The 14,246-nt window shown below is 68.4% G+C and carries 15 protein-coding genes; 6 read left to right on the top strand and 9 right to left on the bottom strand.

All coding sequences use genetic code 11. The features are described 5' to 3' along the window. Window positions 1-14: 14 nt before the first annotated feature. From V3W46_RS13885 to V3W46_RS13865, 5 genes are all read left to right on the top strand, one after another. Window positions 15-245 (top strand): hypothetical protein, encoded by a 231-nt coding sequence (locus tag V3W46_RS13885; protein ID WP_331783718.1) that lies wholly within the window; start codon window positions 15-17, stop codon window positions 243-245. After that, window positions 224-1,558 carry an APC family permease gene (locus tag V3W46_RS13880; protein ID WP_331783717.1) on the top strand — a complete coding sequence of 445 codons (1,335 nt, stop codon included), beginning with the start codon at window positions 224-226 and terminating at the stop codon, window positions 1,556-1,558. The genes V3W46_RS13885 and V3W46_RS13880 overlap by 22 nt, the downstream gene beginning before the upstream one ends. A gap of 9 nt (window positions 1,559-1,567) precedes the next feature. Continuing rightward, window positions 1,568-1,969 (top strand): hypothetical protein, encoded by a 402-nt coding sequence (locus tag V3W46_RS13875; RefSeq protein WP_331783716.1) that lies wholly within the window; start codon window positions 1,568-1,570, stop codon window positions 1,967-1,969. A 116-nt stretch (window positions 1,970-2,085) separates the two neighbouring features. After that, the gene (locus V3W46_RS13870) at window positions 2,086-3,546 is read left to right on the top strand and encodes an MFS transporter (protein WP_443069992.1); all 1,461 of its coding nucleotides are present in this window, start codon (window positions 2,086-2,088) and stop codon (window positions 3,544-3,546) included. A 112-nt stretch (window positions 3,547-3,658) separates the two neighbouring features. Continuing rightward, window positions 3,659-4,429: an SDR family NAD(P)-dependent oxidoreductase gene (locus V3W46_RS13865; RefSeq protein ID WP_331783715.1), complete on the top strand. Its 771-nt coding sequence runs from the start codon at window positions 3,659-3,661 to the stop codon at window positions 4,427-4,429. 117 nt (window positions 4,430-4,546) lie between these two features. Here V3W46_RS13865 and V3W46_RS13860 read toward each other — a convergent pair whose 3' ends face one another. Further along, complete coding sequence (locus tag V3W46_RS13860) at window positions 4,547-5,050, bottom strand: NUDIX domain-containing protein (RefSeq protein ID WP_331783714.1); 504 nt, start codon at window positions 5,048-5,050, stop codon at window positions 4,547-4,549. Between the two features lie 33 nt (window positions 5,051-5,083). Then, window positions 5,084-6,520: a dihydrolipoyl dehydrogenase gene (gene lpdA / locus V3W46_RS13855; RefSeq protein WP_331783713.1), complete on the bottom strand. Its 1,437-nt coding sequence runs from the start codon at window positions 6,518-6,520 to the stop codon at window positions 5,084-5,086. A 90-nt stretch (window positions 6,521-6,610) separates the two neighbouring features. On the opposite strand from lpdA, the gene V3W46_RS13850 reads away from it, so the two are divergent. Then, complete coding sequence (locus tag V3W46_RS13850; protein WP_331783712.1) at window positions 6,611-7,519, top strand: cation diffusion facilitator family transporter; 909 nt, start codon at window positions 6,611-6,613, stop codon at window positions 7,517-7,519. Here V3W46_RS13850 and V3W46_RS13845 read toward each other — a convergent pair whose 3' ends face one another. The 7 genes from V3W46_RS13845 to V3W46_RS13815 all read right to left on the bottom strand — a co-directional run bounded on the left by V3W46_RS13845 (window position 7,520) and on the right by V3W46_RS13815 (window position 14,246). After that, window positions 7,520-8,122 (bottom strand): nucleoside deaminase, encoded by a 603-nt coding sequence (locus V3W46_RS13845; protein WP_331783711.1) that lies wholly within the window; start codon window positions 8,120-8,122, stop codon window positions 7,520-7,522. It lies immediately after the preceding gene. Between the two features lie 30 nt (window positions 8,123-8,152). Further along, window positions 8,153-9,172, bottom strand: coding sequence for an FKBP-type peptidyl-prolyl cis-trans isomerase (locus tag V3W46_RS13840; protein ID WP_331783710.1), 1,020 nt, complete (start codon window positions 9,170-9,172; stop codon window positions 8,153-8,155). A gap of 198 nt (window positions 9,173-9,370) precedes the next feature. After that, window positions 9,371-9,697 carry a hypothetical protein gene (locus tag V3W46_RS13835; protein WP_331783709.1) on the bottom strand — a complete coding sequence of 109 codons (327 nt, stop codon included), beginning with the start codon at window positions 9,695-9,697 and terminating at the stop codon, window positions 9,371-9,373. A 144-nt stretch (window positions 9,698-9,841) separates the two neighbouring features. Then, the gene (locus V3W46_RS13830) at window positions 9,842-10,660 is read right to left on the bottom strand and encodes a hypothetical protein (RefSeq protein ID WP_331783708.1); all 819 of its coding nucleotides are present in this window, start codon (window positions 10,658-10,660) and stop codon (window positions 9,842-9,844) included. Window positions 10,661-10,796: 136 nt separating this feature from the next. Next, a complete protein-coding gene (locus V3W46_RS13825; RefSeq protein ID WP_331783707.1) occupies window positions 10,797-12,053 on the bottom strand; it encodes a sugar ABC transporter permease in 1,257 nt (418 codons plus the stop codon). A gap of 2 nt (window positions 12,054-12,055) precedes the next feature. Next, window positions 12,056-12,997, bottom strand: a complete 942-nt coding sequence (locus V3W46_RS13820; RefSeq protein ID WP_331783731.1) for an ATP-binding cassette domain-containing protein — start codon at window positions 12,995-12,997, stop codon at window positions 12,056-12,058. 142 nt (window positions 12,998-13,139) lie between these two features. Then, window positions 13,140-14,246, bottom strand: coding sequence for a sugar ABC transporter substrate-binding protein (locus tag V3W46_RS13815; protein ID WP_331783706.1), 1,107 nt, complete (start codon window positions 14,244-14,246; stop codon window positions 13,140-13,142).

The following is a 14,246-nucleotide window of genomic DNA, read 5'->3' as shown; positions in this document are numbered from 1 at the left end:
CTCCAGAATACGGGATGCACGCGCTGTGGCCCGTGCGCCACACGACCCGATTGACGAACCGGCTCGGGGTGTGCAACGGCCGGGTCGAGGGTCTGGGAGTCGGCGATGCGACGCCGGATGCGCCGCAGGATGCGCCGCAGGATGCGCCGCAGGATGCGCCGCAGGATGCACCGGCACGCTGCACGCCGGCCGTCGTCGCGCGCCGCCCCGGCGAGAAACCTCGATGCCGTATCCTGCGCTCGTGAGTGTTCCCGCTTCGTCTGTTCCGCCCCCTGGTCTGCAGCGTCGGCTCGGCCTCGGCGACGCCGTCTTCATCGGCCTCGGTTCGATGATCGGCGCCGGCATCTTCGCCGCCTTCAGCCCGGCCGCGCGCGCCGCCGGCAATGGACTGCTCATCGGCCTGGTCGTCGCCGCGATCGTCGCCTTCTGCAACGCGACCTCGTCGGCCCAGCTGGCCGCGACCTACCCCGACTCGGGCGGAACCTACGTGTACGGCCGACGCCAGCTCGGCGAGTGGTGGGGATTCTTCGCCGGCTGGAGTTTCGTCATCGGCAAGACGGCGAGCTGTGCGGCCATGGCCCTGACCTTCGCCGCCTATGCCGCACCCGCCGGCTGGGAGAAACCGGTCGGCGTGCTCGCCGTGCTCGCGCTGGCGGCGGTCAACTATCGCGGCGTGACCCGCACGGCGACGCTCACCCGTGTCATCGTGGTCGTCGTTCTGCTGGCACTCGCCGTGGCCGTGGCCGCAGGGTTCAGCACGGGGCTGCCCGCCCTCGGCGACGGTGCTGCGGGCAGCCCGGGAGCGGCGGATGTATCGGGCGGGCTCGCTGGGGCGCTCGTCGCACACGGTTGGTACGGCATCCTGCAGTCGGGCGGCCTGCTGTTCTTCGCGTTCGCCGGCTACGCCCGCATCGCGACCATGGGAGAGGAGGTGCGCGACCCCGGCCGCACGATTCCGCGCGCCATCACGCTCGCCCTCGCGATCGTCGTCGTCGTGTACGCCGTGGTGGCCGTCGTCGTTCTGGGCACGCTCGGGCCCGAGGGCGTCGCCGACTCGGTCGCTCCGCTGTCGAGCACCGCGACGGCGAGCGGCTGGCTGTGGGCTGTTCCCGTGGTGCGGGTGGGTGCGGCCGCCGCGTCGCTGGGAGCGCTGCTCGCCCTGATCGCGGGTATCGGGCGAACCACGCTGGCGATGGCGCGCGAGGGTGATCTGCCGCGCTGGCTCGCCGCCGTGCATCCGCGGTTCGGCGTACCGCACCGCGCCGAGGTCGTGCTCGCCGTCGTCGTGGCCGTGCTGGTGCTCACCGTCGACCTGCGGGGCGCGATCGCCTTCTCGTCGTTCGGGGTGCTGCTCTACTACGTGGTGGCCAATCTGTCTGCGTTCAGCCAGGGCCCGGGCCAGCGGCGCTACCCCCGCGTGCTCGCGGTGGTCGGGGTCGTCGGATGCCTCGTGCTGGTGGTCACCCTGCCCGTCACCGGCATCGTGGTCGGCGTCGGCGTAGCACTCATCGGATGGTTTCTGCGACTCGCGCTGAAGCGGCGCCGGGTCAGGCAATAGAGTGCAGCTATGAGTTCGCGCCAGACCCCTTCGAAGAACAGCCAGCACCACAAGAACGCCCAGGGCGGCGGTTCGACCCAGCACACCGCCATCGAAGACGCACACCGCGGCGGCTGGGGCGCGTTCGCCGGTCTCATCACCTTCGTGCTCATCGCGTTTCCGCTCTCGGCGACGATCGCGTTCGCGACCAACCCGCAGACGCAGAAACTGTTCGGGTCGCACCTGGCCGATGCCAGCCAGTTTGGCTACCGGGCGTTCTGGTGGATCCTCTCGCTGATGCTGCTCGCCCTGCCGTTCCTGGTGGGCTACGGGTTCACACACCTCACCAGCCGGGGCATCAAAATCGTGGGCGGCATCATCGTGCTCTTCGTGATCGTCGTCGTCATTCTGGGCCAGCTCTTCGTCTACTGAGCCCGTCGGGCGGAGCGTACGCCTGACGCCTCCGTTTGTCACCCTCCTCGCCGAGCATCGACCTCAGGTCTAGCCTCAAACAGCCAACAAGGTTTCGGCTCGAGGAGGAGTGCAACGTGTCGACTGTCAGTGGAGCACCGGCCAGCAGCAGCGGAGCGGTGAAGAGCCTGGTTCCGGCCAGGATGGATCGGCTGCCGTGGACGAGGTTCCACTGGTCTATCGTCGTGGGTCTCGGGTTCTCCTGGATCCTCGACGGCCTCGAGATCCAGATCGTGGCCTCGGCCGGTTACCAGTCGTCGCTCGGCATGTCGGCGGCCGAGGTCGGCGCGGCCGGCACGGTCTATCTGGTCGGCCAGATCGTCGGCGCGCTGTTCTTCGGCCGGCTCTCCGACAAGCTGGGCCGCAAGAAGCTCTTCATCCTGACGCTCGCGATCTACCTCATCGCGAGCGCCATCGCCGGTCTCTCGCCGGCCATCTGGTTCTTCTACATCTTCCGGTTCTTCGCCGGCATGGGCATCGGCGGCGAGTACGCGGCCATCAACTCGGCCATCGACGAACTGATTCCGTCGAAGTACCGCGGCCGCGTCGACATCGCCATCAACGGCACCTACTGGGCGGGTGCCGCGCTCGGCTCGTTCGCCAACCTCTTTCTGCTGAACCCCGACATCTTCGCCGAGAACATCGGCTGGCGCATCGGCTTCTTCATCGGCCCGGTGCTGGGCCTCGGCGTCATCTTCCTGCGCCGGCACATCCCCGAAAGCCCGCGCTGGCTGATGACGCACGGTCGCGAGAAGGAGGCCGAGGAGACGGTCGACGACATCGAGGCGCGGGTGCAGCGCGAGGGCGGCGAGCTGACGCCGGTCGACGACGACAAGGCGATCACGGTCACGGCGACCGAGAGCATCCCGTTCCGCCAGATCGCGCACGTGCTGCTCAGGCAGTACCCGAAGCGCACACTGGTCGGCGCGACCATGATGATCACGCAGTCGTTCCTCTACAACGCGATCTTCTTCACCTACGCCCTGGTGCTGCAGAACTTCTACGGCACCAGCCCCAGTTCGACGCAGTACTTCTTCTTTCCGTTCGCCATCGGCAACCTGCTCGGCCCGCTGGTGCTCGGGCACCTGTTCGACGTCTGGGGTCGTCGCAAGATGATCTTCCTGACCTACGGCATCGCGGGGGCGGTACTCGCGGTCTCGGCCGTGCTCTTCCACGCCGGCACGCTAAACGCGGCCACCCAGACCCTCTTCTGGTGCGTCTCGTTCTTCTTCGCCTCGGCCGGTGCCTCCAGTGCCTACCTCACCGTCAGCGAGATCTTCCCGCTCGAGCTGCGCAGCCAGGCCATCTCGTACTTCTTCGCCCTCGGCCAGCTCGCCGGTGCCGGCGCGCCGCTGCTCTACGGCGTGCTGATCGGCGACGGCTCCGATCGTGGCCCGCTCACCGTCGGCTACTTCATCGGTGCCGGCGTGATGATTCTCGGTGGGGTGATCGCGTTCATCTTCGGGGTGGATGCCGAACGCAAGTCGCTCGAGACCGTGACCCAGCCCCTCTCCCTCGTCACCGCAGACAAACGCTGATCGTGCTCTCGCCAGAGCCGACGCCTGCGCACTCTGTCGGTGGTCGCGCCTCGGCCTCTAAGCTGTGACGCGAGCGACTGCGCGTCGCTCAGGGTGCGACAGGGGAGGGCACGTGCTGGAGGGAAGAACCGCGGTCGTAACGGGCGCGAGCAAGGGTATCGGGCTCGCGATCGTGCAGGCCCTGGTCGAAGCGGGAGCGCATGTCGTCGCGGGAGCACGATCGAGTTCGGCAGCGATCGACGAGCTGGTGGCGGCCGGCTCGGTCACGTTCGTTCCTGTCGACCTCTCGCAGGTGGATGCGCCTGCGGCCCTGGTGGCCGCAGCCGGCGGGCGCGTCGACATCCTCGTCAACAACGTCGGCGCCGCCACGACGAGGCTCGAGGGGTTTCTGAGCGTCACAGACGACCAATGGCTCCAGTCGATCAACCTGAACCTGATGGCGACGGTTCGCACCACCCGCGCCGTGCTGCCGTTGATGATCGGGGCCCGTTCCGGCGCGATCGTGAACATCGCGTCGGTCAACTCCACGCTGCCCGACCCCGCCGTCATCGACTACAGCGCAGCCAAGGGGGCACAGCTCAATTTCGCCAAGTCGCTGTCGAAGGAGGTGGGGCAGTACGGCATCCGGGTCAACAGCGTCAGCCCCGGCCCGGTGGAGACCGACCTGTGGCTGGGAGTCGGCGGCGTCGCCGCGACCATCTCGGCCGCCAGCGGCCAGGATGCTGCCGCTGTCGTCAGCTCGGCGGTTGCCGACTCGGCGACCCGCCGGTTCACGCATCCGGCGGAGGTGGCCGACGTCGTTCTGTTCCTGGCCGACGGCCGCGCGGCCAACATCACGGGAGCGAACATCACCATTGACGGCGGCCTGATCTCCACCCTCTGACCGAGACGGGGGCGCCCCCGGAACCGGCCGCCCCCCCCCGCCGCTGAAATCGATATGAGGGTTCGGAACAGTCTGTGACCCCGACACTGTTCCGAATCCGTACGTCGATCGGGTAGCTCAGTCGGAGGTCGCGCCCGCGTCGAGCAGCGTCTGCAGGGCATCCAGAGCCGGCACCAGGCCGGCGACGAGCTTGCGGGCCGCCTCGGCGAGGGGCAGCCAGCGGGCATCGGCGATCTCGGGAAACTCCTGCTGGCGCCCCGACCGCGGGGGCCATTCGGTGCTGAACGTGTTGCTCGACGCGAAGGCGAGTGTGGCGGCCCCCGCCGGAGCGCCGGGGGAGTCGGCGCGCGCGACGAACACCCGCACCACCTTGCCCGAGCGCTGCCGAAAGTCGCCGAGCAGCGCGTAGTCGAGGGGTGGGGCATCCACGCCGATCTCCTCACGGAACTCGCGGCGGGCCGCGACCAGCGCGTCTTCGTCGCCCTCGAGCAGCCCCTTCGGCACCGACCAGGCCCGGTCATCCTTCTTCGCCCAGAACGGCCCGCCCATACGCGCGATGAACACCTCGAGCTCGGCCGGCTCGCCCCGGTAGAGCAGGATGCCCGCGCTGACGATGGGCATCAGACCACGCCCGGCGAACTCATGCCCACGGCACTAGAGGTTGATCATGTGGCCGGTGAGACCGTGGAAGGCGTCTTGCATCGACTCGCTGAGGCTCGGGTGCGTGTGCACGTTGCGGGCGAGTTCGAAGGCCGTCAGATCCCACTTCTGCGCCAGGGTCAGCTCGGGCAGCAGCTCGGAGACGTCGTGGCCGATGAGGTGGCCGCCGAGCAGCTCGCCGTGGGTGGCGTCGGCGACGAGCTTCACGAAGCCGCTGGTCTCGCCGAGCGCGTGCGCCTTGGCGTTCGCCATCATCGGGAACGTCGCGACCTTCACGTCGTACCCCTCGTCGCGCGCCTGCTGCTCGGTGAGGCCGAAGCTGGCGACCTGGGGCTGGCAGAACGTGGCGCGCGGCATCATGCGGTAGTCGCCCAGCGCGAGGGTCTCCGCGCCGCCGATCGTCTCGGCCGCGACGATGCCCTGCGCTTCGGCCACGTGGGCGAGCTGCAGCTTAGCGGTGACGTCGCCGATGGCGTAGAGGCCCTCGACGTTGGTGCGCATGTAGTCGTCGACGGCGATCGCGCCGCGCTCGGTCAGGGCGACGCCGGTGTTCTCGAGCCCGAAGCCCTCGACATTGGCGCCGAACCCGATCGACATCAGCACCTTGTCGGCCTCGAGCTGGCCGGCTGCACCCGACTTGTCGGTGTAGCTGACGGTGACCGAGGTGCCGTTGTCGACGACGCTCTCGACCTTGGTCGAGGTGAGAATCGGCACGCCGAGCTTCTTGAACTGCTTCTCGACCTCTTTCGAGACGTCAGCGTCTTCGTTGGGCAGGGCGCGCGGCAGGAATTCGATGATGGTGACCTCGACGCCGTAGTTGGCCATGACGTAGGCGAACTCGATACCGATGGCGCCGGCGCCGACGATGGCGAGCGACGAGGGCAGCTCGCGTTCGAGAATGAGGCTCTCGTAGGTCACCACGTTCTCGCTGAGAGTGGTGCCGGGCAGCAGCCGAACGGTCGAGCCGGTGGCGATGATGGCGTTGTCGAAGGTGAGCCGTTCGGTCTCGCCCGTGTTCAGCGCGACGTCGAGGGTGTGGGCGTCGGCGAACGTGCCGCGGCCGTCGTACTCGGTCACCTTGTTCTTCTTCATCAGGAAGTGCACGCCCTTGGCGCGCCCGTCGGCCACCTTGCGGCTGCGGTCGTAGGCGATGCCGTAGTCGAAGCTCACATCGCCCGAGATGCCGAAGGTGTCGGCCTCGGAGTAGAAGATGTGGGCGATCTCGGCGTTGCGCAGCAGGGTCTTCGCCGGCACGCATCCCACGTTCAGGCACACACCGCCCCAGTACTTCTGTTCGACGACGGCGACGCTCAGCCCGAGCTGGGCGGCGCGCACGGCCGCGACGTAGCCGCCCGGCCCCGCTCCCAGAATGACGACGTTGTAGTGTGCTGCCACGGCTGATCCTCCCGGTCGGTAGACGAACCTCTCCATTCTTCTCCTGTTTCGGGGGGCGAAGCGCCTGCTGGGCAGACGGGCGGTGGTTCGTTAGGCTGGGTCGAAACCCACGGTGACAGGAGCGTATTGGTCGTCGTACTCGCGTTCATCGCCAACATTCTCGTGGCGATCGCCAAATCGGTCGCCGCCGCCATCACGGGCTCCGCCTCGCTGGTCGCCGAGGCGGCACACTCGTGGGCAGACGCCGGCAACGAGGTCTTTCTGCTGGTCGCCGACAAGCGTTCGGTGCGCGCGAGCGATGACGAGCATCCGCTCGGGTACGGCCGCGAGGCCTACGTGTGGTCGTTGCTGGCGGCGGTCGGCGTGTTCACGGTGGGCGCGGTCGTCTCGGTGATGCACGGTGTGCAGGAGCTGTTCGACCCCGAGCCGGCGTCAGATTTCGGCATCGCCTACGCGGTGCTCGGTGTGTCGGCGCTGCTCGAGGGGGCGTCGCTGCTGCAGTCGGTCATCCAGGCTCGGCGCACCGCCGCGAAGTACGAACGCGACGCGGTCGACTACGTGGTGAACGGCTCTGACGCGACGCTGCGCGGTGTCGTCGCCGAAGACTCGGCGGCGCTCGCCGGCCTCGCCATCGCCTTTCTCGGCATTCTGCTGCACCAGGTCACCGGCAACCCGGCGTACGACTCGATCGGCTCGATTCTGATCGGGCTGCTGCTGGCGGGCGTGGCCATCATTCTCATCAACCAGAACCGCCGCTATCTCGTCGGGCTGAATCCGCCCGAGAAGTTCAGGGTGAGCGCCGGCCGGCGGCTGCTCGCGTCGCCGGGCATCGTGCGGGTGACGTACCTGCACCTCGAGTTCGTCGGCCCGGGCCGGCTCTTTCTGGTCGCGGCCGTCGACCTGGCGGGCAACGACGCCGAAGAGCTGGTCGCCGAGCGCATCAGGAACATCGAGCGCGAGATCGAGAAAGACGAACTCATCCAGCAGGCGGTGCTGACCCTCTCGGTCGCCGACGAGCCGTCGCTGGCGTTCTGACTACTGCGGAATGACGACCCCGTCGCCCCCACGAGCGTTGTAGATCAGCGCGTTCGACGCTCCGTACGCGGCGAACACCGCCAGGGCATCCTCGCGGCCCACGCCCTGCGTCACCGAGATGCCGCGGCTCTCGAACTGTTCGGCCCAGTCAGCGCGCATCGGGCCCTCATCGAACCCCGTGAGCTGCTCGAGCTCGGGCCCCGACCCCGCCACGACCAGGTGACGGATGCCCGACCACAGGGTCGACCCGTAACACATCACGCACGGCCGCCAGTTCACCACCAGCTCGAGCTGCCGATCGCGGTCGGCGCCCAGATCCCACCCGCCGAGCTCGGCCTGGGCGAGGCTCAGCGCCATGAACTCGGCGTGCGCGGCGGCGAGCCCTGTGGAGAGCACGACATTGACGCCCACCGAGACCAGCTCGCCGGTCTGCCGGTCGGCGACCAGCGCGGCGAACGGGCCGCCGTTGCCCTCGACGTGATTGCGTGCAGCCAGCGTGTTGACCAGCGCCATGCGCTGCTCGACCGTGTCGAGCCGGGTCGGCAGGCCGGGCAGCTCGTCGACGAGCCAGGCGGGAAGGGTCAGCGAAACGGCGGTCTTCATAGGGCACCCGGCTTTCTGGTTCGTGCCAGCCTAGGCGGCCGTCGTGGCGAGAATGTCGATGACGAACACGATGTCGTCGGTGCCGCTGATTCCGGCGGTCGAGTTGCCGGCTGAACCGTAACCCTGGTCGGGCGGAATCACGACGATGACCTGCGACCCGACGGCGTACCCGACGAGCGCGGCAGAGAAGCCCTTGATGACCTGGCTGGTGCTGAACGTGGCCGGCCCGCTGCCCCAGCTCTGGTCGAAGACCTTGCCCGTCGACCAGATGACGCCCTGGTACTGCACGGTCACGGTGTCGCCGTCGGCGACGGTCGCCCCGTCGCCCTGTTTCAGAACCGCGATCTGCAGCGTCGCCGGTGCCGGCGTGCTGGGAATGGTGACGGTGGGCGTGCCGTCGTCGGCGAGCGTCACGGTGGGGAACCCGGCCGGCGCCGGCTGATCGGCGCCGGTGGCCTTCAGCGGCATGTTCGGGTCGAGCGTCGCCGACGGGGTCGGGGTCGGCGTCGGCGTCGCGGCGGCGACGGCCTTCACGTCGATGACGAACACCACGGTGTCGGTGGCGGCGACACCGAGGGTCGAGTTGCCGTCGGTGCCCCACGCGTCGGCCGGCGGCACGACAGCCACGATGCGCGACCCCACGGTCGCGCAGTCGACGGCCTTCACGATGCCGGGCAGAAACTGCGAGTCGTCGACCGTGATCGACTGGGCGCCGACCTCCGCGTCGGTGGTGGTGAACAGCTGCTGGCCCGAGGTGCCGTTGTAGAGGGTGAAGTCGACCGTCGCGACAGATCCGTCGGTGACCTGGTCGCCGGTTCCGTCGATGAGCACCGTGCGCTCGGTGGTGGTCGCCGTCATCGGGGCCGTGAAGGTGGTCACGGGCAGGGTGTCGAGATCACCGGTGACCGAGACCGCGGCCGAATTCGTTCCGGGGGCAGTCAGCGTGCATCCCGAGGCCGCGGGCGACGCAGCGGGGCTCGCTGACGAACTGCAGCCGACGAGCGTGAGCGCGACGGCGGCTGCCGCGGCGAGAAGGGCGATCTTGCGCATGAAACCTCGATATGTCAGAACGGGTCGACGGTGCATCAGCCCCCGCCAGTCTGGCCGGTGAGGCTATGAGCAACCTGTTGAGGGGCTGGGAGCGGGCTGCCCGAGCGAGTCGACGGCAGCCATCGAGCAGGCGACATGCCTCGGGCGCGGTGGCCGAGTCGGCCGGCCGGCGGCGGCCGCAGTCGTCGGTTCGGCGCGTCAGGGGCTGATCTGCGCCGTTGCGATGATCAGGATGCTCACCAGCGCCACCGCCGCGATGGTCAGCATCAGCGCGGCGAGCACGCCCAGCCTCGCCCGTCCCCGGCGCGTCAGCAGCTGGGTGACCACCATCGCCACGTAGAGCAGCAGCACCACGGCCAGCGCCACCGCCGCCAGGCCGTGAGGCGCGAGCGGCAGCAGGAAGAACAGCACGATCGCCGAGATCAGGGCGAACAGGCCGCCCATCACGAGCCAGATGCGCCCGGTCGAGGTGGTCAGCGCGGGCTGGTTGGTGACCTTGGTCGGGTCGGGTTCTTCGTCAGGCACGGCGGCTCCTCGTCGCCCCCACCCTACGCGGATGGAGGGCAGGGTGAAAGGCGGGTGAAGGCGGGATCAAGGCGCGGCTGGGTCTCACCGCACCGGGCCGCCGACACGGCGCGCGAGACCTCACCCCGGGCGTAGAGCCCAGGCTCAGACCGAGGTCTGCCCCGCGGCCGCCCCGGCGCCCGGCTTCAGCTGTGCCAGGTTCGACGCCGCCACGTCGACCACCGAGGTGAACAGTGCCGCATCGAGCGCGCCCTCGTCGCCGACGGCCGCCTCACCCGTCAGCCTGGTCACGACGTTGCCCCGCTGCACGTCGGCGGCGAAGTACGATGCGCCGGCGGCGTCGCCGGTGCCGGTCTCTGCCCAGCCGGCGCTGTTGAGCGAGACCGAGTCGAGGGGGAGGGGCGCCACCGTGGCACTCCACGACGCGGTGGCGTACGACGAGCATCCGTCGATCAGGGTGCGCATCGACGAGATGTAGGCCGACGCCTCGGCGCTGCTGGCGAACACCCGCGTTGACTGGCTGATCGAGGAGTTGTCGCCGATGCTCACGAACTGGTCGTTCAGTTCGACCGGCTGCGACTGCTGCGACCCGGTTTCGAGGTTCGTCACGGGGTAGAGCGAGTAGGCGAACTCGCAGGGCAGCGACGACGGCTGCGGCGAGTCGTTCTGCCACGAATCCTGCAGCTGACTCTGGGCGTCGCCGACTACGGTGCTCTCGGTCTGCGGTGCGGCCCAGGTGCCGAACCGGTCGCCCTGCGAAGGCGTGAGCAGAACGGCGGAGGCGTCGGCCGCCGAGAACTGCGGCGTGGCCGCACGCCCGAGCGCCTGACCGAACGTATTGGCGCCGGCGATCGTGACGATGACTCCGATCGCGGTCAACGCGAGGAAGCCGATGCTGCCGAGGGCGATCCACAGCGCGGTGAGCGGGCGCCGCGGCGGGGGAGTCGGCTGGTCGTAGGTCATCTCGAAAGGCTCTCGTTCGTTCGTGCAGTGCAGTGCAATCCTAAGCACCGGCACCGACAAGACCGCCGGCCGCCCCGGTGGTGCTGGGGCGGCCGGCGGCCGGATGGAGCGGGTGCGACCGATCGGCCGCGGGCTGTTACGCCTGGCCGTGGCTGGCGCGCGAGCGGCGCGACAGCGAGTCGATGATGACCGCGAGCAGCAGAACCGCGCCGGTGATCATGTAGCGGATCGACGAGTCGAGGTTCAGCAGGGTGAGGCCCGACGAGATCGACTGGATGACCAGAATACCGAGCAGTGCCGAGTAGGCGCTGCCGCGACCGCCGAAGAGGCTCGTACCACCGATGACGGCGGCGGCGATGGCGTTCAGGTTGGTGTCGCCACCACCCGACGACAGGCTGGCACTGGTGAGGCGGGCCGACGCGAGCAGACCACCGAGGGCGGCGAAGCTCGAGCACAGGATGAACACGGTGATGTAGATGCGGTTGACCTTGATACCGGCACGACGTGCCGCCTCGACCGATCCACCGACCGCGAAGACCGAGCGGCCCCAGCGGGTACGGGTGAGAAAGAAGTTCATGATGATGACGAGCAGCACGAACAACAGGAACGAGGCACCGAGGCCGCGGTCGGTCGCCAGATAGGCGACGGCGAGCAGCAGCACGACGAGCAAGGCGATGGCCTTGATCAGCGTGACCGACAACGCGCCGGTCGAGAGCCCTGCCTTGCGGCGGCGGCGTGCGCGCATGACGTCGGAGAAGAACAGCGCACCGGCCGCGATCACGGCGAGGGCGTAGGCGGCCCACGGCGGAAGGAACGACGAGGTCGCGAACTGCACGATCCACGAGTCGTACGGCAGGTTGATCGAGCCGTTCGGGCCGAGGATCTTCAGCTGCAGGCCGAGGAAGGCGAGCAGACCAGCCAGGGTGATCACGAAGCTCGGCACGCCGAACCGGGTGAACAGCAGGCCGTAGAGGTAGCCGATGGCGGCACCGACCAGCAGGGCGACAATGATCGCGAGGGCGACCGGCCACTTGAGCTGGGTGAGGCCGACGCCGAGGATGGCCGCGGCCAGACCGCTCACCGAACCGACTGACAGGTCGATCTGGCCGAGCAGCAGCACCAGCACGATGCCGATCGAGATGGTGCCGACGGCGGCGCACTGCAGGGTGAGGTTCACCAGGTTGTTGGCCGAGAGGAAGTTCGGGTTCAGCACCTGGAAGATGATGCAGATGACGATCAGGCCGATGACCACGGGCAGCGAGCCCAGGTCGCCGCCGCGCACGCGCTGGCGGAAGGCGAGAACGGCGCCGCGCACACCCTCGGTGCGAACGAGGCGCTCGTCTTGCAGGTCGGCGGCGCGCTCTGCAGGTGTTTCGACTGAAGTGTTGGTCATGATCAGCGGTTCTCCTCTGTAGCGTCGTCGATACCAGTGGCGTTGTTCGGCAGGGGCTCGGCGACGGCGCCGGCGCTCGGGGCGGCGACGGCCTCGGCTGCGCTGCTCGATGCACCGGTTGCCTCTGCGTTGGCGGCGGCCGACTCGACGGCGTGCGCGCTGGCGCGGCGGGTCACCACGTTGTCGGTGGCGCCGGTGATGGCAGAGATGATCTCCTCGTAGCTGACGTCAGCCACGTGGAAGTCACCGTTGTTGCGCCCGAGGCGCAGCACGGCGACGCGGTCGGCGACGGCCTGCACATCGGCCATGTTGTGGCTGATGAGCAGCACGCCGAGGCCGCGCTCGCGCAGGCGCTCGACGAGGTTCAGCACCTCGGCCGTCTGGGCGACGCCCAGGGCGGCGGTGGGCTCGTCGAGAATGACGACGCTCGGCTCGCCGATCAGTGAACGAGCAATGGCCACGGTCTGGCGCTGGCCGCCCGAGAGCGAGGCGACGGCGATGCGTACCGAGGGGATCTTGGCAGAGAGCTGGCGCAGCAGGCTCCACGAGCGCTGCTCCATCTCTTCTTCGTCGAGTGAGACGCCGTGCACGATCTCGCGGCCGAGGAAGAGGTTCGACACCACATCGAGGTTGTCGCACAGGGCGAGGTCTTGGAAGACGGTGGCGATACCGAGGGCACGTGAGGCGGTCGGAGTCGGGATGTTCACGATCTGGCCGTCGAACTTGATGGTGCCGGAGTCTTGGGGGTGAACGCCGGCCAGGATCTTGACGAGGGTCGACTTGCCCGCGCCGTTGTCGCCGACGATGGCGACGACCTCACCGGGGTAGATGTCTAGGTCGATGTCGGTCAGTGCGCGTACAGCACCGAAGCCCTTCGAGACGCCCCTGAGCGAGAGAACAGGCTCGCGAGTGGCGCTGCTGGGTTCGGCGACGGCGGATTCCATCGTCACGGTTACTCCTTTGTGTAGCGTTCGGTTGTTCGTTCGCCCGCCAGCAGCGGGTGAAGCCATGAAAATTGTGCGCTGGGCTCAAAGTAAACCCGGCCGGGGCGTGTGTACACACCCCGGCCGGGTTTCACTCGGTTACTTACTTGATGCCGGCGGTAGCGCAGGCGGCTGCGTAGTCCGGCGTGCAGATCTGCGCGGCGGTGTAGAAGCCATCGGCCACGACGGTGCTCTCGATGTTGTCGACCGTGACGGCGACCGGAACGAGCAGGAACGACGGGATGGCCGCTCCACCAGCAGTGTTGGTGGTGCTGGTGCCGTTGACCGACTCACCCTTGGCGAGCGAGACGGCGAGGGTCGCAGCCTGCTCGGCTTCGGGCTTGAGGGCCTTGTAGACGGTCATGTACTGGTCACCCGAGAGGATGCGCTGGATGCCGGCAAGCTCGGCGTCCTGGCCCGTGACGGGAGGCAGGGGGCTGACGTTCGCACCCTTGAGGGCTGCGATGGCGCCACCGGCAGTGCCGTCGTTGGCGGCGTACAGACCGGTGATCTGGTTGCCGAACTGGGTGATCTGGCCGGCGACCCAGGTCTGGGCCTGAGCCGGGTCCCACCCGGGTGTGTCGTACTCGGCGAGGACCTTGTAGCCCGACGTGTCGATGACCGAGTGCGCGCCCTTCTTGAACAGGGTGGCATTGTTGTCAGTCGGCGAACCGTTGACCATCAGGATGCCCGCACCGGCGGCGACGCCGTCTTTCTTGAGCTTGTCGACCAGGGCCTGGCCCTGCAGTTCGCCGACCTTCTCGTTGTCGAACGAGATGTAGGCCGAGGAGTCGGGGCTGTCGATGAGGCGGTCGTACGAGATGACCGGGATGTTCTTCGCCTTCGCCTCGCCGACGATGGCTGCTGCGGCCTCGCCGTCGAAGGGGTCGAGAACCAGAACGTTGACGCCCTGCGTCAGCATCGACTCAGCCTGCTGCTGCTGCTTCGCTGCGTCGCCGTCGGCGTTCGCGTAGAGAACCGTGCAGTCGGGGCAGAGCGCCGTGACCTTGGCCTCGAAGTAGGGCTTGTCAGCGCTCTCGTAGCGAGCGGTGACGGAGTCGGGAAGCAGCAAGCCGATCTTGGCACTTGATGCGGTTGCCGTCGCGTTCGACGAACCGTTCGATGATCCGTTCGAACATGCTGTGAGCGAGCCGGCTGCGAGCAGGAGCGCGGCCGTGGCAATGACCGCTCTCGTGGTGGCGATCTTCAT

The organism is Subtercola sp. YIM 133946 (genome assembly GCF_036553535.1).
Taxonomy (GTDB): domain Bacteria; phylum Actinomycetota; class Actinomycetes; order Actinomycetales; family Microbacteriaceae; genus Subtercola.
Note: the sequence above shows the minus strand (reverse complement) of the source record. Positions and strands in the feature narration are given on the sequence as shown.

Coding starts and splice junctions, on each gene's coding strand:
- V3W46_RS13885 (WP_331783718.1), top strand. CDS start 15: ATGCACGCGCTGTGGCCCGTGCGCCACACGACCCGATTGACGAACCGG.
- V3W46_RS13880 (WP_331783717.1), top strand. CDS start 224: ATGCCGTATCCTGCGCTCGTGAGTGTTCCCGCTTCGTCTGTTCCGCCC.
- V3W46_RS13875 (WP_331783716.1), top strand. CDS start 1,568: ATGAGTTCGCGCCAGACCCCTTCGAAGAACAGCCAGCACCACAAGAAC.
- V3W46_RS13860 (WP_331783714.1), bottom strand. CDS start 5,050: ATGCCCATCGTCAGCGCGGGCATCCTGCTCTACCGGGGCGAGCCGGCC.
- lpdA (WP_331783713.1), bottom strand. CDS start 6,520: ATGGAGAGGTTCGTCTACCGACCGGGAGGATCAGCCGTGGCAGCACAC.
- V3W46_RS13845 (WP_331783711.1), bottom strand. CDS start 8,122: ATGAAGACCGCCGTTTCGCTGACCCTTCCCGCCTGGCTCGTCGACGAG.
- V3W46_RS13840 (WP_331783710.1), bottom strand. CDS start 9,172: ATGCGCAAGATCGCCCTTCTCGCCGCGGCAGCCGCCGTCGCGCTCACG.
- V3W46_RS13830 (WP_331783708.1), bottom strand. CDS start 10,660: ATGACCTACGACCAGCCGACTCCCCCGCCGCGGCGCCCGCTCACCGCG.
- V3W46_RS13825 (WP_331783707.1), bottom strand. CDS start 12,053: ATGACCAACACTTCAGTCGAAACACCTGCAGAGCGCGCCGCCGACCTG.
- V3W46_RS13820 (WP_331783731.1), bottom strand. CDS start 12,997: ATGGAATCCGCCGTCGCCGAACCCAGCAGCGCCACTCGCGAGCCTGTT.
- V3W46_RS13815 (WP_331783706.1), bottom strand. CDS start 14,246: ATGAAGATCGCCACCACGAGAGCGGTCATTGCCACGGCCGCGCTCCTG.